Below are 24013 nucleotides of genomic sequence, written 5' to 3' on the forward strand. Positions count from 1 at the left end.
GAAAATCTGACGCCTACAGGGGGCGTCGTATCCAGTACAGGCAGGGTCGCATCCAGTGTCGGTGACGTCGCTTACAGGTTTTTCCCAAGGCAAAACTGCAGTTTTTGCCCATCTGCACCGCCAAAAACGGCCAAAACAGGTGATTGCGCACGGGCGGCGCTGGTGAGCATGGTTACGTCGGTGTGAGACGCCGTGAGGGCGGATAAAAGCTTGATGATGCCGCCATCTGGGCGATCTGAGCGTAGCAGCTCCTTGGTGCCTGGCCCGTACTCACCGAGGAGTTTCACGGCAATGGCTATCAGCGTTTTCGACCTGTTCAAGATCGGCATCGGGCCTTCGAGTTCTCACACCGTCGGCCCCATGCGCGCCGCGGCGTTGTTCGTTCAAGCACTGCGTGAACGTGAATGGTTGGAACAGGTTCGGCGCGTTGAAGTTCAGCTCTACGGTTCCTTGTCGGCCACGGGCATCGGCCACGGCAGCGACACGGCCACCATCATGGGCCTGATGGGCGAGTGGCCGGACGCGATCGATCCGGCGCAAATCGGCCTGCGGATCCACACCCTGCGCGAGACCGACACCCTGCTGCTGGACGGGCGCTTGCCCGTGCCGTTCGTGTGGGCCCGTGACATGCGCCTGCTGGACGAAAACCTGCCCTTCCACCCCAACGCCATGACCTTGGTGGTGTACGACGATAACGGTGAGTTGCACCGCGACACCTACTATTCGGTGGGGGGCGGCTTTGTGGTGGATGAGGCCCAGGCGCAAAGCGGCGTGGCCGATATGGACCGCACCGAGTTGCCCTATGATTTTTCCAGCGCGGTGGAGCTGTTACAGCTGTGTAAGACCCACAACCTGCGCGTGGCCGAATTGATGCTGGCCAACGAAAAAACCTGGCGCTCGGAAGAAGAAATCCGCAGTGGCCTGATGAAGCTCTGGCGCGCCATGCAGGATTGCGTGGAGCAGGGCCTCAAGCACGAAGGCATCCTGCCCGGCGGCCTGAACGTGCGCCGCCGCGCCGCCAAGCTGCACCGCAGTTTGCAGGAATTGGGCAAGCCGAATGTGATCGGCTCGACCTTGAGCGCGATGGAATGGGTCAATCTGTTCGCCCTGGCGGTGAACGAGGAAAACGCGGCCGGTGGGCGCATGGTCACGGCACCCACCAACGGTGCGGCGGGGATTATTCCAGCGGTGCTGCATTACTTCATGAAATTCAGCGAGGAGGTGACGGAAGCCAACGTGGTCGACTACCTGCTCGGCGCGGCGGCGGTCGGCATCCTGTGCAAGAAAAACGCCTCGATTTCCGGCGCCGAAGTCGGCTGCCAAGGGGAGGTGGGCTCGGCCTGTGCCATGGCCGCCGCCGGGCTGGCGGAGATCCTCGGCGCCACGCCGGAGCAACTGTGCAACGCCGCCGAAATCGGCCTGGAGCACAACTTGGGCCTGACCTGCGACCCCGTGGGTGGGCTGGTGCAAGTGCCGTGCATCGAGCGCAATGCCATTGCAGCGGTGAAGGCGATCAATGCGGCGCAGATGGCTTTGCGTGGCGACGGCCAGCACTTTATTTCCCTGGACCGGGTGATCCGCACCATGCGGGATACCGGGGCGGATATGCATGACAAGTACAAAGAGACATCGCGGGGTGGGCTGGCGGTCAGCGCAGTAGAGTGTTGACCTGATCAGCTTTTGTGGCGAGGGCGCTTGCTCCCGCTGGGCTGCGTAGCGGCCCCAAGATCCTGGGAGCGCTGCGCACTCCAGCGGGAGCAAGCTCCTTCGCCACAAAGGGTCGGCAGACTGCTCATAAAGTGAACACCCAAACCAAAAGCGCCACCTTTTGGCGCGTCGCAAATAGATAAGTAGCTTGCGAACGATTTTACTCTCGACCACCCGTCACCTGTGCGTGTGGTGACAGACGTTTCCCACGCCCTCAAAGCGCCTTCCCACAAGTGCTACCGAACTGCTCACACAGCTTGAGCAGGCTCGCTCTGACGTCCTTTTCAGGTCATATCCCGCACTTCCTGCGCGGGCTTATATAGACGCGTCATCAGGTCGTTTTCAGGAGTTATTGAATGGCCATTCAATTTTAGGCATGGCATTTGCTCTATCAATCCAAAGCGTCGCCTTCCTTAGGCTGAGCGCAATAACAAGAGCCTCGCCTGAGGCCACCACCTGCTTTGTGTGAGGAGATACCGCGATGACGTCGTTCAACTCAGGGGCTCAACCCCAGAACCGTGCGCCTCAATCCATCGGCTTTTTGCTGCTGGACAATTTCACGCTGATTTCCCTGGCGTCCGCAGTCGAACCGCTGCGCATGGCCAACCAGTTGTCCGGCCGTGAGCTGTACCGCTGGACGACCTTGAGCGTCGATGGAAACCAAGTGTGGGCCAGCGACGGTCTGCAAATCACCCCCGATGCCTCCATGCACAAAGCCCCAGCCCTGGACACGGTGATCGTGTGCGGCGGCGTCGGTATCCAGCGCACCGTTACCCGTGAACATGTGTCGTGGCTGCAAAGCCAGGCGCGCCAGTCCCGTCGCCTGGGTGCGGTGTGCACAGGCAGTTGGGCCCTGGCCTGCGCCGGTTTGCTCGACGGTTTTGATTGCAGCGTGCACTGGGAATGCCTGGCGTCGATGCAGGAAGCCTTCCCCCGCGTGGCAATGAGCACACGCCTGTTTACCCTCGACCGCAACCGCTTCACCAGCTCTGGCGGCACCGCGCCGCTGGACATGATGCTGCACCTGATCAGCCGCGATCACGGTCGCGAACTGTCGGCCGCCATCTCCGAGATGTTTGTGTACGAACGCATTCGCAACGAACAGGATCACCAGCGGGTGCCGCTCAAGCACATGCTCGGCACCAACCAGCCCAAGCTGCAGGAAATCGTGGCGCTGATGGAAGCCAACCTGGAAGAGCCGATCGACCTGGATGAACTGGCCGTGTACGTCGCCGTGTCCCGTCGCCAGCTGGAGCGCTTGTTCCAGAAATACCTGCATTGTTCGCCGTCACGCTACTACCTCAAATTGCGCCTGATCCGTGCGCGGCAGTTGCTCAAGCAAACGCCGATGTCGATCATCGAAGTGGCATCGGTGTGTGGGTTTGTCTCTACACCGCACTTCTCCAAGTGCTACCGCGAATACTTCGGCATTCCGCCACGGGATGAGCGTGTAGGTTCCAACACCACCCAGCAAGTAGCGATGATGCCGATTCCGCAGGCGCTGGTGTTGTCACCGTTGTCGGGGCCGATGTCGGCATTGAGCCAGGCGCGTAATGAGTCGACGTTTGCCAGCGTACGGCTGTAGACCGAGTCGCCTGCATCGGGAGCAAGCCCCCTCCCACCTTTGACTGTGTTCACACATCAACCTGTGGGAGGGGGCTTGCCCCCGATAGCAATCTATCAGGCGCCAGAGTTCTGCCTGAACTGCACCAGTGCCGGCAACAACTGCTTATCGATCGCCTGCCGCACTGCCGGCAAAATCGTCGCACTGCCGCTGTACATCTGCTCAACCATGCCCTTGAGCGCCCTGGCCCGTGCTTCGTTCAAACCGCGCACCGCGCACTCGCAAGCCTGTTCGGCGGTGGCGCCGCTGGACACGTCGAAACCCAGCGAGCGCAGTTGGCCCAGCAGGTCATCCTGGTCAATCAAATCCGCATGCATCATGACGTTTATCCTGGTGAAGGGAGCGGGGTCTGACTGGGATTCTGGTAGCCGCTCAACCGGTCGGCAAGGGCAGATTGCACGAATGCCTCAGATGGCTATGAACAGGTCGTTTTCGAGGCATTGACCGGTAGAAGTAATAGGCACACTGAACGCCAGGCAAGCAACTTGAAGGTTTGGTCACCCTCGGGATGTCACGCCACACAAAGCACTCTGCCCCGATCCTGTCACGGCTTGATCGGGGCTTTTTTTGCCTGCGATGGTGGCAGCCCTATCACTCGGCCAAGGAGTGCGGGGCGCGCGAGGTCAGCCTGTTCAGCGCTGATGGCCGCGAGTTTTTCCAGCGTGGCCTCGGTGAACGGCGCCGAATGCGGGCCGGCGAGGTCAACGTGCAAGAGCATCTGTTCGTTGCCCGCCAGCTCCCGTTCTTCACCCACAAGATGCAGGCTGTGATAGAGGTGCAGGCGCTTGGCATCGTGCGCGATCAGTTGCGTATGCACTTCGACGTCGGCGCCCCGTTTCACTTCGTGCAGGTAGTTCAGGTGCAGCTCCAGGGTGAACAGCGAGTGGCCGCTGGCTTCGCGGTTTTCACTGTCCAGGCCCAGGGTGTCCATCAATGCATCGGTGGCGTAGCTGAAGATCAGCAGGTAGAACGCGTCGCGCAAGTGGCCGTTGTAGTCCACCCACTCGGGGTGGACCTGGGTGGTGTAGGTGGTGAGTGCGGGCATGTCAGGGTTTCCGTTATTCGGCGAAGTTCATGCCGTGTTTGGCCTTAGTGGTTTTCACCGCCTCCAGCACCGCCAGCAGGCAATCATCACGATAGCGCTCCAGCGCCGAAATGCTGTGCTTGCCCAATTGATCGCTGGTGCCGTCGACCACATCGTCAATCAACTTGTCGGTCAGTTCCGGCGCCGGCAGGTAGGTCCACGGCAACTGCAGCGCCGGACCGAACTGCGCCATGAAATGCCGCATGCCGGCATCACCACCCGCCAGGGTATAGGTGAGGAAGGTGCCCATGAACGACCAGCGCAGGCCCGCGCCAAAGCGGATCGCGTCATCGATCTCGCCGGTGGTGGCCACGCCATCGTTGACCAAGTGCAGCGCCTCGCGCCATAGCGCTTCCAACAGGCGGTCAGCGATAAAGCCGGGCACTTCCTTGCGCACATGCAGCGGGCGCATGCCGAGTGATTCATACACCTTGATCGCCGCCTGGATCGCCTCTGGCGCAGTGTGCTTGCCGCCCACCACTTCCACCAGCGGCAGCAAGTAGACCGGGTTGAACGGGTGCCCGACCACGCAGCGCTCGGGGTGAGTCGAACCTTCGTAGAACTCGCTTGGCAACAAGCCCGAAGTGCTAGAACCAATCAACGCGTTCGGCTTGGCTGCGGCGCTGATCTGGCTGTGCAGATCCAGTTTGAGTTCCAGGCGCTCCGGGGCGCTTTCCTGGATGAAGTCGGCGTCTTTCACGCACGCTTCGATGGTCGCGACAAAGCGCAGGCGGTCCTGGGATGCGCCCGGTGCGAGGCCTTGTTTTTCCAGAGCGTCCCAAGCGTTGGCGACGCGCTTGCGCAGCGCCGCTTCGGCACCGGGCGCGGGGTCCCAGGCGACCACATCCAGGCCGTGGGCCAGCGCGCGAGCCACCCAGCCGCTGCCGATAACGCCGCTGCCGAGGGCGGCGAAGGTTTTGATTTCAGTGATAAAGCTCATGGCGACGTCCTAAAGAGTTCGGTGATCCCTTGTGGGAGGGGGCAAGCCCCCTCCCACCGTTTTGATTAGCTGCGTTTGGTCAAACCCATCTTGATGCGGCCTTCGGCCGGGGTCATGACCCGTGCACCCAGGCGGCTGAGGATTTCACTCGCTCGCTCCACCAACTGACCGTTAGTGGCGAGCACGCCTTTGTCCAGCCACAGGTTGTCTTCCAGGCCGACCCGCACGTTGCCGCCCAGCAACATCGCTTGTGCGGCCATTGGCATTTGCATGCGGCCGATGCCGAAGCCGGCCCACACAGCGTCGGCGGGCAGGTTGTCGACCATGGCTTTCATGGTGGTGGTGTCGGCCGGCGCGCCCCACGGGATGCCCAGGCACAATTGGAACAGCGGGTCGTCCAGCAGGCCTTCCTTGATCATCTGTTTGGCGAACCACAGGTGGCCGGTGTCGAATATTTCCAGCTCGGCTTTCACGCCCAATGCCTGGATGCGTTTGGCACCCGCCCGCAGCTGCGCCGGGGTGGACACGTAAATGGTGTCGCCATCGCCGAAGTTCAGGGTGCCGCAGTCGAGGGTGCAGATTTCCGGCAGCAGCTCTTCCACATGGGCCAGGCGAGTCAGCGGGCCGACCAGGTCGGTGTTGGGGCCGAATTCCATCGGGTGCTCGCCGCCGCCGATCTCCAGGTCGCCGCCCATGCCGGCGGTGAGGTTGACGATGATGTCGATGTCGGCCTCACGGATGCGCTCCATCACTTCACGGTACAGGGCAACGTCGCGGCTGAACTTGCCGGTTTCGGGGTCGCGCACGTGGCAATGCACCACGGTGGCACCGGCCTTGGCGGCTTCCACGGCGGCGGCGGCGATTTGTTTCGGGGTGACCGGCACGTGCGGGCTTCTGCTGGTCGTGTCGCCAGCACCGGTGAGTGCGCAGGTGATGATGACGTCGTGGTTCATGAGGCGGTTCCTTACAGGCGTGATTTCAAGGGTGTGGCGATGCCGTTCGCGGTCGAAAGTGACCGCGAAGCGGTGATTGAAAGGGGGTTACTTGCTGGTCAATTGCAGGTTGGCTGCCGCCGGTTTGCCGTCGAAGGTGGTCACCCCTTCCAGCCAGCGCGCCTGGTCCTGCGGGTGATCCTTGAGCCACTGTTTGGCGGACTCGAGGGCGTCCTTGTGATCCAGCAACGGCTGCATCATCCGGCTCTCGTCGGCGGCGGTGAAGGTCAGGTTGGTCAGCAGTTTGTGCACGTTGGGGCACTGTTCGGCGTAGGTTGGCGCGGTCACGGTCCACACGGTCGCCATGCCTTCGTTCGGGCCCAGGGCGTCGTCGCTGCCGGTGAGGTACGTCATGGCGACGTTGACGTTCATCGGGTGCGGCGCCCAGCCGAAGAACACCACGGCTTCCTTGCGGCGAACCGCGCGGTCGACGGCGGCGAGCATGCCGGCTTCACTGGATTCGACCAACTGGAACTTGCCCAGGCCGAACTGGTTCTTGGCGATCATCGCCTTGATCTGGGTGTTGGCGCCCGAGCCTGGCTCGATGCCGTAGATCTTGCCGCCCAGCTCTTTCTCGAACTTGGCGATGTCGGCGAAGGTTTTCAGGCCTTTGTCCGCCAGGTAAGTCGGCACGGCGAGGGTGGCGCGGGCATCTTCCAGGCTGGGCTTGTCCAGCACCTTGACTTGCTTGGCGTCGACGAACGGCGTGATGGTCTGGGTCATCAGCGGGTTCCAGTAGCCCAGGAACAGGTCCAGGCGCTGGTCGCGGATACCGGCGAAGATGATTTGCTGGGAGGCGCTGGTCTGTTTGGTCTTGTAGCCGAGGCCGTCGAGCAACACTTGGGTCATGGCGCTGGTGGCGATTACGTCGGTCCAGTTCACCACGCCCATGCGCACGTTCTGGCAGGACGCCGCATCGGCGGCCATTACGTGGGTGCTCAAGATGGCGCTGGCGCTGAGTGCGAGCACGCAGCGGCGAATCAGTCGGTTCATGGTGGATCCCTCGGCAGGTCGTTATTGTGGGGTCCGGCGTCTTTGTGCGCCGTGGGATCACGTTACGTAGCTTTAGGGGCGACAAAACGCACGGCGGCGACCCGCTCTTGCACTGCAGCGACCTGTGCTCTTGAATGGCCCGTTGAACTGGCGTATCACAGTGAGCACGCTGCCCGTATTACGAGAGCGCCACCATGTCCCAGGATTTCTACTTTCTGCTGATGCCGGGTTTTTCGGCCATCGGGTTTATCTCTGCGCTGGAACCGCTGCGAGTGGCCAACCGCTTTCGCGGCGAGTTGTACCGCTGGCACATATTGAGCGCGGACGGCGGCGCGGTGCTTGCGAGCAATGGCATGTCGGTCAACGCCGATGCAGCGCTGGAACCGCTGAAAAAAGGCGCGACCTTGCTGGTGGTGGCCGGCTTTGAGCCGCTGCAGTTCGCCACTCCTGCGCTGGAACACTGGCTGCGCCGCCTCGACCATGACGGCGTGACCCTCGGCGCCATCGACACCGGCGCCTGTGTACTGGCCGAAGCCGGTTTGCTCGACGGCCACCGCCTGACCCTGCACTGGGAAGCCATCGACGCGTTCAAGGAATCCTACCCGCAGCTCACAGTGACCCAGGAACTCTTCGAAATCGACCGCCGCCGCATCACCTGCGCTGGCGGCACGGCGTCCATCGACCTGATGCTCGACCTGATCGCCCAGGCTCATGGCTCGGAGCTGGCGATCCAGGTTTCCGAACAATTCGTGCTCAGCCGTATCCGCCCACGCAAAGACCACCAGCGCATGCAGATCGCCACGCGCTACGGCATCAACAACAAAAAATTGGTGCAAGTGATCGGCGAGATGGAGCAACACACCGAGCCGCCGCTGAGCACATTGGCCTTGGCCGAGGCGATCAAAGTCACTCGGCGGCAATTGGAGCGCCTGTTTCGCCTGCATCTGAACGACACACCGAGCAACTTCTACCTCGGCCTGCGCCTTGAAAAAGCCCGACAGTTGCTGCGCCAGAGTGATTTGAGCGTGCTGGAGGTGAGCATTGCCTGTGGGTTTGAGTCGCCGTCGTATTTCACTAGGAGTTATCGGGCGAGGTTTGCCAAGTGTCCGAGGGAGGATCGGCGACGGGCGGTGGTTTGACGGCTGATTATAGTCAATTATACTCGTTACTATAATTTATAGTCCTTTCCATAATTGAGTATAAAAGCATGTCCAAGAACAGCGGCTTTGTATTCCGCCGTCCCGACCTGGCAAGCAGCATTGCCGATGGCCTGGTGGGGGCCGGTATTCAGGATTTCACCTCTGGCCTATTTCTCGCGGCGCCGCGTCGCACGGGCAAAAGTACTTTTTTGCGTGAGGACCTTGTTCCTGAATGCCAGGCACGTGGTTGGCTGGCGGTGTATGTCGACCTGTGGGCCGACAAGGAAAAAGACCCCGCCGACCTGATCTCCAGTGCCATTGCCGGTGCCCTGGTGCCCTTTGAAAAGGGCATCCGCAAACTGGCCAAAAATATCGGCATCGAAAAGCTCAGCTTCCTGCGCACCTTGTCCTGGGATTTCACCAAGCCGCAATTGCCTGCAGGCGCGACACTGACGCAAGCGCTGGAGCTGCTTCACAGCGCTGCCGAGAAAACCGTCGTGCTGGTGATCGACGAAGCCCAGCACGCGCTCACCACCGAAGCGGGTGTTAACGCGATGTTTGCCCTCAAGGCCGCCCGGGACCAGCTCAACCAAGGTCGTGAAGGCGAGGGCAGCGGGTTGCGCCTGGTGTTCACGGGGTCCAATCGCGACAAGCTTGCCCATCTGGTATTAGGTAAAAGCCAGCCGTTCTTCGGGTCCAGCATCACGCCATTTCCACTGTTGGGCAAAGCATTCACACAGGCCTACACCGTGTACCTCAACGGCCTTCTGGCCAAGACCAACCAGTTCAATGCGGCCGACATCGATGAAGCGTTCGAGCTGGTGGGCCGTCGCCCGGAAATGTTGCGCACCATTATTGGTGAAGTGGCATTGGAACTGGGGGAGGCGAGCAATCTCGGCCAACTGCTGCACAGTCGCGCCGAACTGCTGCGCGCCGGCGTTTGGACCGAATTCGAAAGTGCCTGGAACGCCCTCACCATTCCCCAGCGTGCGGTGCTGGAAGTGATGGTGGAGCGCTCCCAGAACAACGAACCGTTCGCGCCGTTTACCGACAGCACCATCACGGCCGTCAGCAAGGCGTTGGAAGACATGGGCAGCGACGTAGTGCCGGGCACCCAGACCATCCAGGCCTGTATCGATGCCCTGCGTGATAAAGAGCTGGTATGGAAGTCGAGCCGGGGTGGCTATGCCCTGGAGGACAAATCCTTCGGAGATTGGCTGCAGCACCGGCGCCGAGCACTTAACTGAATCAAACGCTGAGCACATGTGGGAGCTGGCTTGCCTGCGATAGCGGTGGGGCAGCGCTGTAGATGCTGGCTGATACACCGCCATCGCAGGCAAGCCAGCTCCCACATTGATATAGGGTGTGGCTTATTTCTTGACCAGTGCCGAACACGCCGCCTTGTACGCCTCATGCTGATATTTGTTCAGCGTCACCGGCAAGTCAAAGGTGTGCTTCTTGTTCTGTGCATTGATGGTCTGCGGCGACAACAGCGTCACCTCAACACCGTCCAGCAACTGAAATACCCCTTCAATCTTGAACGTGGTCGGCCCACCGGCAAACTCACCTTTCTTGCTGCGCTTCTTGATGGCGATGCGCTCGATGGCATTTTCCTGCACAAACGCCTTCACCTGGGCGGCGAAGGCTTTGACGTTGGCGGCCTCATCGTCGTCGTCCAGCGCGATTTTCTTGGTCGCCAGGGCGACATGGGTCAGCGCCTGGTTGTCCAGGGAGGCGACGGCGATGATGGCTTCGCTGCCTTTGATTTCGATGCCGCAGGTTTTCATGGTTTAGCCTTGAAGGACGTGAGATGGCGCAGATGGTCGCGCACCTTTCGAGGGGGGTCAAAGGCGCGGCAATCCAGGTCAGATTTATATTTTAATAAGAGATACCAGGTTGTCTCTTATGCTAAGAAAAACATATTCATGGATAGCAGGTTGTCCATTATTTTATGTGGGCTTCCTGCGGGTGCTACACTTGTTAACACTCATTTGAGGTCGGACCATGGCCCTTACCCATATTCTCTACGCCCCCGGCGAGATTGCTTTGCAGATCGCTGGAAATGCCAAGGCACTGCGGCTGAGCAAGAACCTTTCTCGCCGAGCCTTGGCAGCCCAGTCGGGAGTGGCCGAGTCCACGCTCAAGCGCTTTGAAACGACCGGAAAGGTTTCCCTTGATGCCTTACTGCTGATCGCGATGAGCCTGGGGGTAGGGGCGCAAATGGCGAATCTGTTCAGTGCGCCGCCGCCGATCAGTCTCCAGGAATTGAAAAGTCAAACCAGGCTTCGAGGGCGTCGATGAAAACAGTCTCCGCACTGCACGTTATGTTGCAAGGCTCACACGTCGGTGAGCTGGTGGATGCACCCGGCAGGGGGATTTATTTTTCGTATGATCCGAGTTGGTTGGCGAACGGCTTCAACCTGGCGCCGTTGTACATGGACTTTTCTTCCACACCTCAGTTGGCAGCTGACGAGTTACTTTTCGGTGGCCTGCCGGGGGCGTTCAGCGATTCGTTGCCCGATGGCTGGGGGCTGTTGCTGATGGACCGTTTCTTTCGCATGAAATTGGGAATTGAACGGCGTGCGATACGCCCATTGGACCGGCTGGCCTATATGGGCAATCGGGGCATGGGGGCGCTTGAGTATAGGCCGATGCTTGAGAAAGATTCAGAGCAAGGCGAGCTGGATCTGGCGTCCCTTTACCACGCTTCGCAAAACGTATTGTCTGGCGAAACGCACGAGGTGATCGAGTCATTGCGTCTGGCGGGAGGCTCTCCCGGTGGTGCGCGGCCAAAGGCAGTCATTGGGCTCTCGACCGACAAGCAGCAGGCCATTTCTTCATTTGGTGAGATGCCTGAAGGCTATGAACACTGGTTGATCAAATTCCGCAGTCAGGGCGAGCATCGCGACAGTGGCGCTATCGAACAAGCCTACGCCGAGATCGCTCGTAACGCGGGGGTCGAAGTCTCGGATTCAAGCCTGCTCGAGGTACAGACGGATACCGGACTAGAGCGTTTTTTCAACACTCGACGCTTTGACCGAACCGGTCACATCAAGCGCCATATGCTGACCTGCGCGGCGATCCTGTATGCCGATTTCCGCATGCCCAGCCTTGACTACGGCGACCTGTTGCGCCTGACCTTCGCCATCACCCAAAACGCCGGTGATGTGCAGAAAATGGCTCGGCTGATGGTCTTCAATGCGTTGGCTCACAATCGCGACGATCACGCGAAAAACTTCTCGTTCTTCGGCTCCTCGGCTGGCTGGCAGATGGCGCCAGCTTATGACCTGACGTTTGCCAATACCAGCGGTCGCGGGAATGAACATACCTGTGCCTTTGCAGGTACGGGCCAGCCATCACGCCAGGCAATCAGGAAGGTCTGTGAACCCTTCAGCTTTCTCGAACCCGAGCTTTACATCGAGCAGACCATGGAGGCCTTGTCGAAGTGGAGCCAGCATTGCGCGGACCTCCATATCGACAAAATTCAGCGTGATCATCTGCAAATGGCCTTCAACTCAATATGGAAAGCCTTCTAGCCGTCACTCCTGCCCAATCGATTCCAAAAACTCCGACCGCTCATCACTCATTCGCGCCAAACAATCATTCTGCGCAATCGCATAGGCCTTGGTGCCGTTCACGGCCGGGAACGTATCCACGGCGCAATCGGCATCGCGCAATTTCTCCCACTTCTGCTGCGCATCCTTCAGACGAGCGGTAATGTCGGCCAGTTTGGTCTTGTCGCTGCCATAGGTCGAACCCATGCGTTCCAGCAGGCCCTGATAGTTATCCTTGAGCAGTTGCTCAGCGGTGGTTTTGTTGTAAGAGGCGCATTCCAGGGTTTGCTTGTCGTTTTCGATGCCGTCGCACGGCGTGCTATCGGAGTCTTCGGCCGCGTGAACGCCGGTTGCGATGAGTGCCAAAGCCAGGAAAATCGATTTCATTGCGCCGTCTCATATCAGGTGATGCGGGAATTCTGGCTCAAGCGTAAGACAATGAACAGTCGCCAGTCAGACCTCTCTTAACAGCCTTTGTCGTGGATTGACGCTTTCGGCAATTCCCCTGTCGTTTTTGCACCCGGCTCCGTCGGCCCCTGGGCATATGCTGGCCCCAAAGCGCCGGCAGACGATTCGGCGCATGAATCGCCAATAAGGGGACGCCTGATGAGCCCAGCCGAATTGCACGCCGACAGCATCGTTATCGACGGGCTGATTATTGCCAAGTGGAACCGCGACCTGTTCGAAGACATGCGCAAAGGTGGCCTCACGGCTGCCAACTGCACGGTGTCGGTGTGGGAAGGGTTCCAGGCCACCATCAACAATATCGTGGCCAGCCAGACCCTGATCCGTGAGAACAGTGACTTGGTGATCCCGGTGAAAACCACCGCGGACATCCGCAAAGCCAAGGAACAGGGCAAGACCGGCATCATTTTCGGCTTCCAGAACGCCCATGCCTTCGAAGACCAGCTCGGCTACGTCGAGATCTTCAAGCAGCTCGGCGTCGGTGTGGTGCAGATGTGCTACAACACCCAGAACCTGGTCGGCACCGGTTGCTACGAGCGTGATGGCGGCCTGTCGGGCTTTGGCCGTGAGGTGGTCGGCGAGATGAACCGCGTCGGCATCATGTGCGACCTGTCCCATGTGGGCTCCAAGACGTCCGAAGAAGTCATCCTCGAATCGAAGAAACCGGTGTGCTATTCGCACTGCCTGCCGTCCGGGCTCAAAGAGCACCCGCGCAATAAATCCGATGAAGAGCTGAAGTTCATCGCTGACCACGGCGGCTTTGTCGGCGTGACCATGTTCGCGCCGTTCCTGGCCAAGGGCATCGATTCGACCATCGACGACTACGCCGAAGCCATCGAATACACCATGAACATCGTCGGTGAAGACGCGATCGGCATCGGCACCGACTTCACCCAGGGCCATGGCCAGGATTTCTTCGAAATGCTGACCCATGACAAGGGCTACGCACGCCGCCTGACCAGCTTCGGCAAGATCATCAACCCGCTGGGCATCCGCACCGTGGGCGAGTTCCCCAACCTCACCGAGACCCTGCTCAAGCGCGGCCATCCTGAGCGCGTGGTGCGCAAGATCATGGGCGAGAACTGGGTCAACGTGCTCAAGGACGTCTGGGGCGAATAAGCCACCGCATTTCTCCCCCGGCCGTTCGCGTCGGGGGCACTACCAAGAATTTTCTGGAGTTAAGTTTCCATGGCCAAGATCGCCCCGCAATTGCCTATCGAAGTTGACAGCGAAACCGGTGTCTGGACTTCCGACGCCCTGCCGATGTTGTACGTGCCACGTCATTTTTTCGTGAATAACCACATCGGCATCGAAGAAGTGCTGGGCGCCGACGCCTATGCCGAGATCCTCTACAAGGCCGGCTACAAATCCGCCTGGCACTGGTGTGAAAAAGAAGCCGAGTGCCACGGCCTGGAAGGCGTCGCGGTGTTCGAGCATTACATGAAGCGCCTGTCGCAACGCGGCTGGGGCCTGTTCAAGATCCAAGACATCGACCTCGACAAAGGCACCGCCAGCGTCAAGCTCGAACACTCGGCGTTCGTCTACGTGTACGGCAAGGTCGGGCGCAAAGTGGACTACATGTTCACTGGCTGGTTTGCCGGCGCGATGGACCAGATTCTCGAAGCGCGCGGAAGCAAGATCCGCACCGTCGCCGAACAAGTCTACGGAGGCTCCGAAGAGGGCCACGATGACGGCCTGTTCACCGTCAAGCCGTTGTAAGCCGAGGACCGTGCCATGGCTTTCGAAGCAATGTTTGCGCCGATCCAGATCGGCAAACTGACCATCCGCAACCGCGTGCTCAGCACCGCTCACGCCGAGGTGTATGCCACCGACGGCGGCATGACCACCGACCGCTATGTGAAGTATTACGAAGAGAAAGCCAAGGGCGGCATCGGCCTGGCGATCTGCGGCGGTTCCTCGGTGGTCGCCATCGACAGTCCGCAGGAGTGGTGGAGCTCGGTCAACCTGTCCACCGACCGCATCATCCCGCACTTCCAGAACCTGGCTGACGCCATGCACAAGCATGGCGCCAAGATCATGATCCAGATTACCCACATGGGCCGTCGCTCGCGTTGGGACGGCTTCAACTGGCCCACCCTGATGTCGCCGTCCGGCGTGCGTGAGCCGGTGCACCGTGCCACCTGCAAGACCATCGAGCCCGAGGAAATATGGCGCGTGATCGGTAACTACGCCAGCGCCGCCAAGCGCGCCAAGGCCGGTGGCCTGGACGGTGTGGAGCTGTCGGCCGTGCACCAGCACATGATCGACCAGTTCTGGAGCCCACGGGTCAACAAGCGTACCGACGAGTGGGGCGGTAGCTTTGAAGGCCGCATGAAGTTCGGCCTGGAAGTCCTCAAAGCCGTGCGTGCCGAGGTCGGTGACGACTTCTGCGTGGGTATGCGCCTGTGCGGCGACGAGTTCCACCCGGACGGCCTGTCCCACGAGGACATGAAGCAGATCGCCAAGTATTACGACGACACTGGCATGCTCGATTTCATCGGCGTGGTGGGCTCGGGTTGCGACACCCACAACACCCTGGCCAACGTTATCCCCAACATGAGTTATCCACCGGAGCCGTTCCTGCACCTGGCCGCCGGTATCAAGGAAGTGGTCAAGGTCCCGGTGCTGCACGCGCAGAACATCAAGGACCCGAACCAGGCCACGCGCATTCTGGAAGGCGGCTATGTGGACATGGTCGGCATGACCCGTGCACACATCGCCGACCCGCACCTGATCGCCAAGATCAAGATGGGCCAGATCGACCAGATCAAGCAGTGCGTCGGCGCCAACTATTGCATCGACCGCCAGTACCAGGGCCTGGATGTGCTGTGCATCCAGAACGCTGCGACTTCCCGTGAATACATGGGCGTGCCCCACATCATCGAGAAGTCCACCGGACCAAAACGCAAAGTCGTGGTGGTCGGTGCCGGCCCGGCCGGGATGGAAGCCGCACGCGTGGCTGCCGAACGTGGCCACGACGTGACCCTGCTCGAAAAGAAAGAGTTTATCGGCGGGCAGATCACCACCGCCTCGAAAGCGCCACAGCGCGATCAGATTGCCGGGATCACCCGCTGGTTCCAGTTGGAGCTGGCACGTTTGAAAGTCGACCTGCGCCTGGGCGTGGCGGCCGATGCCGACACCATCCTGGACCTGCGCCCGGATGTGGTGGTGCTGGCGGTGGGCGGGCACCCGAATGTGGAGCAGAACGAACACTGGGGCGCGGCCGAAGGCTTGGTCGTCAGCAGTTGGGACGTGCTCGACGGCAAGGTCGCACCGGGTAAAAACGTGTTGGTGTACGACACCATCTGCGAATTCACCGGCATGTCGGTCGCGGATTTCCTCGCGGACAAAGGCTGCCAGGTCGAGATCGTCACCGACGATATCAAACCGGGCGTGGCCATCGGCGGTACGTCGTTCCCGACCTACTACCGCAGCATGTACCCCAAGGAAGTGATCATGACCGGCGACATGATGCTGGAAAAGGTCTACCGCGAGGGCGACAAGCTGGTGGCGGTGCTGGAGAACGAATACACCGGTGCCAAAGAGGAACGGGTGGTCGACCAGGTGGTGGTTGAAAACGGCGTGCGTCCGGATGAAGCCATCTACTACGCGCTCAAGGAAGGCTCGCGCAACAAGGGCCAGATCGACGTCGAAGCCTTGTTCGCGATCAAGCCGCAGCCGTGCTTGAGCGAGGCGGGTGACGGGTACTTGCTGTTCCGCATTGGCGACTGTGTGGCGCAGCGTAATACCCACGCTGCGATCTATGACGCCCTGCGCTTGTGCAAGGATTTCTGACCCGACACCGAAATAATGTGGACTCGGTCCAAATGTGGGAGGGGGCTTGCTCCCGATGGCAGTGTGTCAGTTGATGCATGTGTGGCTGATTCGCCGCCATCGGGAGCACGCCCCCTCCCACATTAAGGCCAGTTTCACAGTAGACCTGTGTGGTCTGTGGGAGCTTCACCATGTTGAACACCTTGCTGCCTATTCTGTTGTTTGCCGCGTTGGGCCTGGCCGTCCTCGGCGCTCTGCGCCGGGTGAACATGTGGCGCCGTGGCCGCGCTTCCAAGGTTGACCTGCTGGGCGGCCTGCTGGCCATGCCCAAGCGCTACATGGTCGACCTGCACCACGTGGTCGCCCGCGACAAATACATCGCCAACACCCACGTCGCGACCGCGCTGGGGTTTGTGCTGTCGGCGCTGCTGGCGATCCTCGTACACGGTTTCGGCCTGCATAACCGCATCCTCGGCTACGCCTTGCTGCTGGCCTCGGTGCTGATGTTTGTCGGCGCCACGTTCGTCTATCTGCGGCGGCGCAATCCGCCGTCGCGCCTGTCGAAGGGCCCGTGGATGCGCCTGCCGAAAAGCCTCATGGCGTTCTCGGTGAGTTTCTTCCTGGTGACGCTACCGGTGGCTGGAATCCTGCCGGCTGATTTCGGCGGCTGGCTGCTCGCTGCGCTGCTCAGCGTCGGTGTGTTGTGGGGCGTGTCCGAGATGTTCTTCGGCATGACTTGGGGCGGCCCGATGAAACACGCCTTCGCCGGTGCCTTGCACCTGGCCTGGCACCGCCGCGCCGAACGCTTTGGCGGTGGCCGTTCCACCGGTTTGAAGCCGCTGGACCTCAGCGACAAGTCCGCGCCGCTGGGTGTGGAGAAACCCAAGGATTTCACTTGGAACCAATTGCTCGGTTTCGACGCCTGCGTGCAGTGCGGCAAGTGCGAAGCCGCGTGCCCGGCGTTCGCCGCCGGCCAGCCGCTGAACCCGAAAAAACTCATTCAGGATATGGTGGTCGGCCTGGCCGGCGGCACCGATGCCAAATTTGCCGGCAGCCCCTATCCAGGCAAACCGATCGGCGAACACAGCGGCAACCCGCACCAGCCCATCGTCAACGGCCTGGTGGACGCCGAGACCCTGTGGTCATGCACCACCTGCCGTGCCTGTGTGGAAGAGTGCCCGATGATGATCGAGCACGTGGACGCCATCGTCGACATGCGCCGCCACCTCACCCTGGAAAAAGGGGCCACGCCGAACAAGGGCGCCGAAGTCCTCGAGAATTTGATCGCCACCGACAACCCCGGCGGTTTCGCACCGGGTGGTCGCCTGAACTGGGCGGCGGATCTGAACCTGCCGTTGCTCAGCGACAAGGGCAGTGCCGAGGTGCTGTTCTGGGTCGGCGATGGCGCCTTCGACATGCGTAACCAACGCACGCTGCGAGCCTTTGTCAAAGTGCTCAAAGCGGCCAAGGTGGACTTTGCCGTGCTCGGCCTGGAAGAACGCGACAGCGGAGATGTAGCCCGCCGTCTGGGCGATGAAGCGACATTCCAGTTGCTGGCCACGCGCAATATCCAGACGTTGGCCAAGTACAGCTTCAAGCGCATCGTCACGTGCGACCCGCACAGTTTCCACGTGCTGAAGAACGAGTACGGCGCCTTTAACGGCAACTACCTCGTGCAGCACCACAGTACCTTCATGGCCGAGTTGATCGGCGAGGGCGCGCTGAACCTGGGCCAGCACAAGGGCAATAGCGTGACCTATCACGACCCGTGCTACCTGGGCCGCTACAACGGCGAATACGAGGCGCCGCGCCAAGTGCTGCGGGCGCTGGGCATCGAGGTCAAGGAGATGCAACGCTCGGGCTTCCGTTCTCGCTGCTGCGGCGGTGGGGGTGGGGCGCCGATTACTGACATTCCCGGCAAGCAACGTATCCCGGACATGCGCATGGACGACATCCGCGAAACCGGCGCCGAGCTGGTGGCCGTGGGTTGCCCGCAATGTACCGCGATGCTGGAAGGTGTGGTCGAGCCGCGCCCATTGATCAAGGATATCGCGGAGTTGGTGGCTGATGCGTTGCTGGAAGACGCCGCACCGGCCAAGGCCCCGGCCAAACTTGAACCTGCGGAGGTGCATTGATGAGCGACATTATCCGCCGCGACCCACGGGCCGAATGGATCGCCCGCAACCGCTTGCACCCGCTGCACGCGGCCATGCAGCCGGTACAACACAGTTGGATGGGACCTAACGGTGTCATTCGCAAGAACGTACACGGCGTCGGTTTTATCGGCCCCAACGGCATCAAGCGTATCGACCGCAGCGGTGCCCAGCAGGGCGGCGCGGCCAAGCGCACGGCGGCGGTGGAAGTGCAGTTGCCGCTGCATCAGGTGCCTGCGCCTGCCTTCTACATCAACGTGGTGCCGGACATGGTGGGCGGCCGCTTGAGCAGCCACGACCGCGACCTGCTTGGCCTAGCGCGGCAACTCGCCGGCAGCGACGGCGCGGTGCTGGCGGTGGTGTTTGGCGAGCACAAGGAAAGTACGTTTGCCACCGCTGGCGTCGACCGTCTGCTGGTGCTTGAGGGCCACGAATTCGACGGTTATTCACCGGAGCAACGGGTTCAAGGTTTGCGCGCTGTGGATAACCAGTTCAACCCGCGTCATTGGTTGCTGCCGGACAGCCGCAGCGGTGGCGGCGAACTGGGCCGACGTTTTGCCGCGAGCCTCAAGGAGCGCCCGGCCACGCGGGTGTGGCAGATCAAGGGCGACGAGTGCATCGGCCGCGCCGGTGCTGGCCAGGAAGACTTGGCCCGGCCGCTGCCGCGCCTGATCCTGGCTGCCGTAGAGTGCGCGGAGCCCGTCAGCGAAACCCGTCACGAAGCGTTGCCTGTGGAGTTATCCACAGCCCTGGCGCGCAGTTTGCCGCGCATCGAGGACCTCGGCGCGGTGGCGGTGGACCCGGGGGCTATTCCCATGGCCGAGGCCGAATTCATTTTCTCCGGTGGCAATGGGGTGAAGGACTGGGCGCTGTTCCACCAGACCGCTGCGGCGTTGGGTGCCACCGAAGGCGCCTCCCGCGTCGCGGTGGACGATGGCTTCATGGCGCGTGACCGTCAGGTGGGCGCCAGCGGCACCTGGGTCACGGCGCGGGTGTATGTGGCCGTGGGCATTTCCGGGGCGATCCAGCACCTGCAGGGCATCGGCGCCTGCGACAAGGTGGTGGCGATCAACCTGGATCCTGGCTGCGACATGATCAAGCGTGCCGACCTCTCGGTCATCGGCGAAAGCGCCGCGATACTGCAAGCCTTGATCGCGGCGGTCGAGACCTACCGCAACGGCGCCAAGCGCGATGCTGCTTAAGGATATGACCATGACGACGAATGTAATCAGCCTGGTGTCCATCGGTGCCCACCCTACCTCCGGGCGCCCGCGCCGTGCTGAGCAGGACGCGCGCGCCGTCGAACTGGGCCTGCAAATGGCTGGGGATAAGTTGCAGGTGCTGCACGCCGGCAACATCGCCGAACCGACACTGCGCAGTTACCTGGGCATGGGCTTGCCAGAGTTACATGTACTGGAGCAACCGGCTGGCAGCGATGCGTTGCCGGTACTCAGTGAGTACTTGCGCGATGCCGGTGCCCAGGTGGTGCTCACTGGCAGCCAGGCTGAAACCGGTGAAGGCTCGGGCATGTTGCCGTTCTTGCTGGCCGAGCAGTTGGGCTGGCCGCTGATTGTCGGGCTGGCGCAGGTTGAATCGATCGAAGCGGGCGTGGCCCATGTGCTGCAAGCCCTGCCACGCGGCCAGCGGCGCCGGTTGAAGGTGCGTTTGCCGTTCCTGGCGACCGTGGATAACGCCGCGCCCAAGTCTCGGCAAAGTGCGTACGGCCCGGCGCAGCGCGGTGAACTGGCGGCTCACGAAGTTGAAGTCGAGCAGGACGCGTTATACACAGGGGCCGTGCTGCAACCGGCCAAGCCTCGCCCCAAGCGGCTCAAGGTGATCAAGGCCAAGAGCGGCGCCGATCGTATGAAAGCCGCCACGGCCAAGGCCAGCGGCGGCGGTGGGCAAGTGCTCAAGGGACTCAGCCCGGAAGCGGGCGCCGAGGCCATTCTCAAGCTGCTGGTTGAGGAAGGCGTCGTACGCTGATCCCCTGTGGGAGCTGGCGTATCTGTACCTGTAGTGAGCGGGCTTGCCCCGCGCTGGGGGGCGAAGCCGCCCCAATAAATACGCCGCTGAGTTTCAGATAAAACCAAGTCGTTTGGTTTGGGGCGGCTTCGCCCCCCGGCGCGGGGCAAGCCCGCTCACTACAACGATGTGTAGATTCCAATGGCTATAGCAGGGAAGCCAGCTCCCCCCCATACTTGAAGTCCCTTGAGCTTACCCACAATCCCTGTTGACCCGTCTGTGGATAACCTGTTCGCGGTTGTCCACAGCCCCTGTGAATCAAGCCCTGCAGCCCTCTGTACGAAAAACAACCAAGCTAACTGACGGTTTTTACTTGGGTTTTTCCCTGTCTCTGTGCATTTTTCCCAGCCGACTTGCCCCCATACTCTGTTGGCGCTTCTGTGGATAACGTGTTCGCTCTCAGCTGCAGCCCTTATAAATAAAGGCTTTCATTCGATTGGTCAAAATCTGATCGATTCACGATTTTTTTCGACTAAAACTCGTGTAAACCGCGATTTATGAAGGTTTGAAGCGGTTTTCCACAGCATCGTCAAAGTTGCCCCCAAAGTCTGTTGGTGCTTCTGTGGATAAGGTGTTTGCGTACCGCTACAAGCCACGGTTTACATGGCTTTCACGGTATTGGTCAGAAAGTGATCAGCTGTGCGTTAAAACTGGCAGCACGAATAAGTCACGGATTTTCTTCATTTATTTTTAGGGGATAGCGCAGTTGCCCACAATTGCTGTGGGTGGCTTTGTGGATAAGTTGTTGGGGAAAGGCTGGAAGGCAGGATGCGATTGGTCTGCAAGGGGGTTGATCAAATTTTGATCATGGGTGAAAGCTAATGTGGGAGGTGCCTGCGATGGCGTTGTATCAGCCCATACCGCCATCGCAGGCAAGCCCCACCTTTTTATTCGTGTACGGCAACACCTTTGAGGTACGGCGCCGGGGCGGCACCCAAGTTGCTGAGCATGCGCTCGCTGTACCAATCCACGAAGTTCACCACGCCGAACTCATAGGTCTTGGAGTAAGGGCCGGGCTGGTAGGCGGTGGAGTTGATCCCGCGCTGGTTCTCTTCGGCCAGGCGACGATCCTGGTCGTTGGTGGCGTCCCACACCTGGCGCATGCGCTCCACGTCATAATCCACGCCCTCGACCGCATCCTTGTGCACGATCCACTTGGTGGTGACCATGGTTTCCTGGGCGCTGATCGGCCACACGGTGAACACGATGATGTGGTCACCCATGCAGTGGTTCCACGAGTGCGGCAGGTGCAAAATGCGCATCGAGCCCAGGTCCGGGTTCTTGATGCGACCCATGAGTTTGGCGCAGCCCTGCTTGCCGTCCAGGGTCATCGACACGGTGCCCTTGAGCAGCGGCATGCGCACGATGCGGTTACGCAAGCCGAAGCTCGCGTGGGCGTAAGGGATCTTCTCGGCATCCCAGGCAGCGGCAGACGCGGCCACGTGGTCCTTGAACGCCTGGTCGGCGCGCGGGTCGGTGACGTCATCCCATTCCAGCAGGGTTTTGAGCAGTTCCGGGTGCGAAGCGTTGCAGTGGTAGCACTCGCGGTTGTTTTCCAGCACCAGCTTCCAGTTGGCCTTTTCGAACAAGGTGGTCTGAATCGCCACCTTGGTGTTCTCCATGTCGTAGGGTTCCATGTAGTGGTTCAGTGTCGACAGGAAGTCATCGATGGCCGGCGGGTTCTCAGCCAGGCTGATGAAGATGTAGCCACCCGCGGTCTTCACGTTCACCGGCTTCAAGCCGTACTGCTTCATGTCGAAGTCGGCGCCCATCTCGGTACCGGCGAACAGCAGGCGCCCGTCCAGTTCGTAGGTCCACTGGTGGTAATGGCACACCAGTTTGGCGACCTTGCCCTTGTCGCTGGTGCACAAGCGCGAGCCACGGTGGCGGCACACGTTGTGGAAGGCATGCACCACGCCTTCGGCGCCACGGATCACGATGATCGGGTTTTTGCCCACTTGCAGGGTCAGGTAGTTGCCCTTGGTGGGGATCTCGCAGGTCATGCCGGCGATCAACCACTCTTTCTGGAAGATCTCCTGCATGTCGATATCAAACAACCGCTCATCAGAGTAGAACGGCTGTGGCAGCGAAAAGGTGCGCTCGCGCTCTTGCAGCATCTGCGCGGTGGCCTTGCGTGCGGGTTCCAGCGGATCGCCCAAGCTTAAAGTTGCGGTGACGTCCATCGTGTGTGTCCTCATGGCCATTCTGTGTGGCCGAGATAAGTGGCTAATCAGGTTTGCAGCAAGGCGTAAAGAAAGCGTCTGTGTTGGGAGCGAGTGTGGGGCCGCCGATGCGCCGAACCTTATCCATGAGCGACATGGCCCACTCTGATCCCGACGCGCAACCCCCGTGGTATGGGGGCTGGTCGCGATAAGTATGTGAATGTCGCAGATAGGTAAATGGGTGGTTCTCGCGTTACGCAGAATCGCCACCATAAGGCCGACCTCGGCGGTGGAGAACAACATGTCCAGCAATTTCCTGAATCCGGTAACGACCCAGACCTGGGCCAATGGTCGGCACATCGTCCGTTGCGTCAAAGTCATCCAGGAAACCTGGGACGTGCGCACCTTTTGCTTCATGGCCGACCAGCCGATCCTGTTCTTTTTCAAGCCGGGGCAGTTCGTCACCCTGGAGCTGGAAATCGAAGGCCAGCCGATCATGCGTTCGTACACCATTTCCAGCTCGCCGTCGGTGCCGTACAGCTTCTCGGTGACGATCAAGCGCGTGCCGGGCGGCAAAGTCTCCAACTGGCTGCACGACACCCTGCACGAAGGCCAGGAGTTGGCGGTGCACGGGCCGGTGGGCCTGTTCAATGCCATCGATTACCCGAGCCCGAAAGTGTTGTACCTCAGCGGTGGTGTGGGGATCACCCCGGTCATGTCCATGGCGCGCTGGTTCTACGACACCAACGCCAATGTCGACATGACGTTTATCCACAGCGCCCGCTCGCCCAAGGACATCATTTACCACCGCGAGCTGGAGCACATGGCGTCGCGCATCGATAACTTCAGCCTGCACCTGATCTGCGAGAAACACGGGTTGGGTGAGCCGTGGGCAGGTTATCGCGGTTACCTGAACCACAAGATGCTCGAGCTGATGGTGCCGGACTTCCTGGAGCGCGAAGTGTTCTGCTGCGGGCCTACGCCGTACATGAACGCGGTGAAGCGCCTGCTGGAAGTCGCCGGTTTCGACATGGCGCGCTACCACGAAGAATCCTTCGGAGCCACGCCACCCGAAGCCCGTGCCGATGCGGTGGAGCAAGCCGAACAAGCTGCCGACGCACCGGAAATCGATCTGGCGGATTTGCACCAGGTGGAATTCATTGCGTCGGGCAAGAGCATTCGCGTCGCACCGGGCGAAACCGTGCATGCGGCGGCGGCCAAGCTCGGCCTGTTGATCCCGAAAGCCTGTGGCATGGGGATTTGCGGCACATGCAAGGTGATGAAGCTGGGGGGCGAGGTCGAGATGGACCACAACGGCGGGATCACCGAGGAGGACGAAGCCGAGGGCTACATCCTATCCTGCTGCAGTGTGCCGAAGGGTGATGTGCGCATTGAGTTCTGACG

The 24013-nt window shown here is 60.7% G+C and carries 22 protein-coding genes; 13 read left to right on the forward strand and 9 right to left on the reverse strand.

Annotation, left to right across the window (positions count from 1 at the left end):
• Positions 1-71: 71 nt before the first annotated feature.
• Positions 72-287, reverse strand: coding sequence for a hypothetical protein (locus AC3ZU9_RS10290; RefSeq protein WP_145994247.1), 216 nt, complete (start codon positions 285-287; stop codon positions 72-74).
• A 4-nt stretch (positions 288-291) separates the two neighbouring features.
• Here AC3ZU9_RS10290 and AC3ZU9_RS10295 point away from each other — a divergent pair, with 4 nt between their 5' ends.
• Positions 292-1668 carry an L-serine ammonia-lyase gene (locus tag AC3ZU9_RS10295; protein ID WP_046034970.1) on the forward strand — a complete coding sequence of 459 codons (1377 nt, stop codon included), beginning with the start codon at positions 292-294 and terminating at the stop codon, positions 1666-1668.
• Between the two features lie 520 nt (positions 1669-2188).
• Positions 2189-3292 (forward strand): choline metabolism transcriptional regulator GbdR, encoded by a 1104-nt coding sequence (gene gbdR, locus AC3ZU9_RS10300; protein ID WP_005792167.1) that lies wholly within the window; start codon positions 2189-2191, stop codon positions 3290-3292.
• 95 nt (positions 3293-3387) lie between these two features.
• Here gbdR and AC3ZU9_RS10305 read toward each other — a convergent pair whose 3' ends face one another.
• From AC3ZU9_RS10305 to AC3ZU9_RS10325, 5 genes are all read right to left on the reverse strand, one after another.
• Positions 3388-3651 (reverse strand): hypothetical protein, encoded by a 264-nt coding sequence (locus AC3ZU9_RS10305; RefSeq protein ID WP_015886268.1) that lies wholly within the window; start codon positions 3649-3651, stop codon positions 3388-3390.
• A gap of 224 nt (positions 3652-3875) precedes the next feature.
• Complete coding sequence (locus AC3ZU9_RS10310; protein ID WP_093542485.1) at positions 3876-4376, reverse strand: thioesterase family protein; 501 nt, start codon at positions 4374-4376, stop codon at positions 3876-3878.
• A gap of 13 nt (positions 4377-4389) precedes the next feature.
• Positions 4390-5355 carry an L-carnitine dehydrogenase gene (locus AC3ZU9_RS10315; protein ID WP_102061884.1) on the reverse strand — a complete coding sequence of 322 codons (966 nt, stop codon included), beginning with the start codon at positions 5353-5355 and terminating at the stop codon, positions 4390-4392.
• A gap of 65 nt (positions 5356-5420) precedes the next feature.
• Positions 5421-6308 (reverse strand): 3-dehydrocarnitine:acetyl-CoA trimethylamine transferase CdhC, encoded by an 888-nt coding sequence (cdhC, locus tag AC3ZU9_RS10320; RefSeq protein ID WP_490090664.1) that lies wholly within the window; start codon positions 6306-6308, stop codon positions 5421-5423.
• An 87-nt stretch (positions 6309-6395) separates the two neighbouring features.
• A complete protein-coding gene (locus AC3ZU9_RS10325) occupies positions 6396-7340 on the reverse strand; it encodes a choline ABC transporter substrate-binding protein (RefSeq protein ID WP_015886264.1) in 945 nt (314 codons plus the stop codon).
• Positions 7341-7534: 194 nt separating this feature from the next.
• Here AC3ZU9_RS10325 and AC3ZU9_RS10330 point away from each other — a divergent pair, with 194 nt between their 5' ends.
• Complete coding sequence (locus AC3ZU9_RS10330; RefSeq protein ID WP_490090665.1) at positions 7535-8479, forward strand: GlxA family transcriptional regulator; 945 nt, start codon at positions 7535-7537, stop codon at positions 8477-8479.
• 68 nt (positions 8480-8547) lie between these two features.
• Positions 8548-9726: an ATP-binding protein gene (locus tag AC3ZU9_RS10335; protein WP_015886262.1), complete on the forward strand. Its 1179-nt coding sequence runs from the start codon at positions 8548-8550 to the stop codon at positions 9724-9726.
• Positions 9727-9849: 123 nt separating this feature from the next.
• Here the strand turns inward: AC3ZU9_RS10335 and AC3ZU9_RS10340 are convergent, their stop codons facing one another.
• A complete protein-coding gene (locus tag AC3ZU9_RS10340) occupies positions 9850-10266 on the reverse strand; it encodes a DUF3010 family protein (protein WP_490090666.1) in 417 nt (138 codons plus the stop codon).
• A 217-nt stretch (positions 10267-10483) separates the two neighbouring features.
• Here AC3ZU9_RS10340 and AC3ZU9_RS10345 point away from each other — a divergent pair, with 217 nt between their 5' ends.
• A complete protein-coding gene (locus tag AC3ZU9_RS10345) occupies positions 10484-10780 on the forward strand; it encodes a helix-turn-helix domain-containing protein (protein ID WP_015886260.1) in 297 nt (98 codons plus the stop codon).
• Positions 10777-12015, forward strand: a complete 1239-nt coding sequence (locus AC3ZU9_RS10350) for a type II toxin-antitoxin system HipA family toxin (protein ID WP_015886259.1) — start codon at positions 10777-10779, stop codon at positions 12013-12015. The genes AC3ZU9_RS10345 and AC3ZU9_RS10350 overlap by 4 nt, the downstream gene beginning before the upstream one ends.
• A gap of 3 nt (positions 12016-12018) precedes the next feature.
• Here AC3ZU9_RS10350 and AC3ZU9_RS10355 read toward each other — a convergent pair whose 3' ends face one another.
• A complete protein-coding gene (locus tag AC3ZU9_RS10355) occupies positions 12019-12420 on the reverse strand; it encodes a lysozyme inhibitor LprI family protein (protein ID WP_490090667.1) in 402 nt (133 codons plus the stop codon).
• A 219-nt stretch (positions 12421-12639) separates the two neighbouring features.
• Here AC3ZU9_RS10355 and AC3ZU9_RS10360 point away from each other — a divergent pair, with 219 nt between their 5' ends.
• The 6 genes from AC3ZU9_RS10360 to etfB all read left to right on the forward strand — a co-directional run bounded on the left by AC3ZU9_RS10360 (position 12640) and on the right by etfB (position 20408).
• Positions 12640-13617 (forward strand): dipeptidase, encoded by a 978-nt coding sequence (locus AC3ZU9_RS10360; protein ID WP_015886257.1) that lies wholly within the window; start codon positions 12640-12642, stop codon positions 13615-13617.
• Between the two features lie 69 nt (positions 13618-13686).
• Complete coding sequence (locus tag AC3ZU9_RS10365) at positions 13687-14217, forward strand: DUF5943 domain-containing protein (RefSeq protein ID WP_015886256.1); 531 nt, start codon at positions 13687-13689, stop codon at positions 14215-14217.
• A gap of 15 nt (positions 14218-14232) precedes the next feature.
• Positions 14233-16293, forward strand: coding sequence for a dimethylglycine demethylation protein DgcA (gene dgcA / locus AC3ZU9_RS10370; protein WP_093542477.1), 2061 nt, complete (start codon positions 14233-14235; stop codon positions 16291-16293).
• Positions 16294-16463: 170 nt separating this feature from the next.
• Entirely contained in the window at positions 16464-18407 is a 1944-nt protein-coding gene (gene dgcB, locus AC3ZU9_RS10375) for a dimethylglycine demethylation protein DgcB (protein WP_064054274.1), read from the forward strand.
• Positions 18407-19627, forward strand: coding sequence for an electron transfer flavoprotein subunit alpha (gene etfA / locus AC3ZU9_RS10380; RefSeq protein ID WP_093542473.1), 1221 nt, complete (start codon positions 18407-18409; stop codon positions 19625-19627). Before dgcB ends, etfA begins: the two co-directional genes overlap by 1 nt.
• A gap of 10 nt (positions 19628-19637) precedes the next feature.
• Positions 19638-20408, forward strand: a complete 771-nt coding sequence (gene etfB, locus AC3ZU9_RS10385) for an electron transfer flavoprotein subunit beta (protein ID WP_102061888.1) — start codon at positions 19638-19640, stop codon at positions 20406-20408.
• A 926-nt stretch (positions 20409-21334) separates the two neighbouring features.
• On the opposite strand, the gene gbca is transcribed toward etfB, so the two are convergent.
• Complete coding sequence (gene gbca / locus AC3ZU9_RS10390) at positions 21335-22630, reverse strand: glycine betaine monooxygenase oxygenase subunit (protein ID WP_015886251.1); 1296 nt, start codon at positions 22628-22630, stop codon at positions 21335-21337.
• Positions 22631-22910: 280 nt separating this feature from the next.
• On the opposite strand from gbca, the gene gbcB reads away from it, so the two are divergent.
• Positions 22911-24011, forward strand: a complete 1101-nt coding sequence (gbcB, locus tag AC3ZU9_RS10395; protein WP_015886250.1) for a glycine betaine monooxygenase reductase subunit — start codon at positions 22911-22913, stop codon at positions 24009-24011.
• Positions 24012-24013: the final 2 nt, after the last annotated feature.

The organism is Pseudomonas sp. A39 (assembly GCF_058145955.1).

What these genes read in the sequence shown, in the direction of transcription:
- AC3ZU9_RS10295 (WP_046034970.1), top strand. Translation starts at nt 292, where the DNA reads ATGGCTATCAGCGTTTTCGACCTGTTCAAGATCGGCATCGGGCCTTCG.
- gbdR (WP_005792167.1), top strand. Translation starts at nt 2,189, where the DNA reads ATGACGTCGTTCAACTCAGGGGCTCAACCCCAGAACCGTGCGCCTCAA.
- AC3ZU9_RS10305 (WP_015886268.1), bottom strand. Translation starts at nt 3,651, where the DNA reads ATGATGCATGCGGATTTGATTGACCAGGATGACCTGCTGGGCCAACTG.
- AC3ZU9_RS10310 (WP_093542485.1), bottom strand. Translation starts at nt 4,376, where the DNA reads ATGCCCGCACTCACCACCTACACCACCCAGGTCCACCCCGAGTGGGTG.
- AC3ZU9_RS10315 (WP_102061884.1), bottom strand. Translation starts at nt 5,355, where the DNA reads ATGAGCTTTATCACTGAAATCAAAACCTTCGCCGCCCTCGGCAGCGGC.
- cdhC (WP_490090664.1), bottom strand. Translation starts at nt 6,308, where the DNA reads ATGAACCACGACGTCATCATCACCTGCGCACTCACCGGTGCTGGCGAC.
- AC3ZU9_RS10325 (WP_015886264.1), bottom strand. Translation starts at nt 7,340, where the DNA reads ATGAACCGACTGATTCGCCGCTGCGTGCTCGCACTCAGCGCCAGCGCC.
- AC3ZU9_RS10330 (WP_490090665.1), top strand. Translation starts at nt 7,535, where the DNA reads ATGTCCCAGGATTTCTACTTTCTGCTGATGCCGGGTTTTTCGGCCATC.
- AC3ZU9_RS10335 (WP_015886262.1), top strand. Translation starts at nt 8,548, where the DNA reads ATGTCCAAGAACAGCGGCTTTGTATTCCGCCGTCCCGACCTGGCAAGC.
- AC3ZU9_RS10340 (WP_490090666.1), bottom strand. Translation starts at nt 10,266, where the DNA reads ATGAAAACCTGCGGCATCGAAATCAAAGGCAGCGAAGCCATCATCGCC.
- AC3ZU9_RS10345 (WP_015886260.1), top strand. Translation starts at nt 10,484, where the DNA reads ATGGCCCTTACCCATATTCTCTACGCCCCCGGCGAGATTGCTTTGCAG.
- AC3ZU9_RS10350 (WP_015886259.1), top strand. Translation starts at nt 10,777, where the DNA reads ATGAAAACAGTCTCCGCACTGCACGTTATGTTGCAAGGCTCACACGTC.
- AC3ZU9_RS10355 (WP_490090667.1), bottom strand. Translation starts at nt 12,420, where the DNA reads ATGAAATCGATTTTCCTGGCTTTGGCACTCATCGCAACCGGCGTTCAC.
- AC3ZU9_RS10360 (WP_015886257.1), top strand. Translation starts at nt 12,640, where the DNA reads ATGAGCCCAGCCGAATTGCACGCCGACAGCATCGTTATCGACGGGCTG.
- AC3ZU9_RS10365 (WP_015886256.1), top strand. Translation starts at nt 13,687, where the DNA reads ATGGCCAAGATCGCCCCGCAATTGCCTATCGAAGTTGACAGCGAAACC.
- dgcA (WP_093542477.1), top strand. Translation starts at nt 14,233, where the DNA reads ATGGCTTTCGAAGCAATGTTTGCGCCGATCCAGATCGGCAAACTGACC.
- dgcB (WP_064054274.1), top strand. Translation starts at nt 16,464, where the DNA reads ATGTTGAACACCTTGCTGCCTATTCTGTTGTTTGCCGCGTTGGGCCTG.
- etfA (WP_093542473.1), top strand. Translation starts at nt 18,407, where the DNA reads ATGAGCGACATTATCCGCCGCGACCCACGGGCCGAATGGATCGCCCGC.
- etfB (WP_102061888.1), top strand. Translation starts at nt 19,638, where the DNA reads ATGACGACGAATGTAATCAGCCTGGTGTCCATCGGTGCCCACCCTACC.
- gbca (WP_015886251.1), bottom strand. Translation starts at nt 22,630, where the DNA reads ATGGACGTCACCGCAACTTTAAGCTTGGGCGATCCGCTGGAACCCGCA.
- gbcB (WP_015886250.1), top strand. Translation starts at nt 22,911, where the DNA reads ATGTCCAGCAATTTCCTGAATCCGGTAACGACCCAGACCTGGGCCAAT.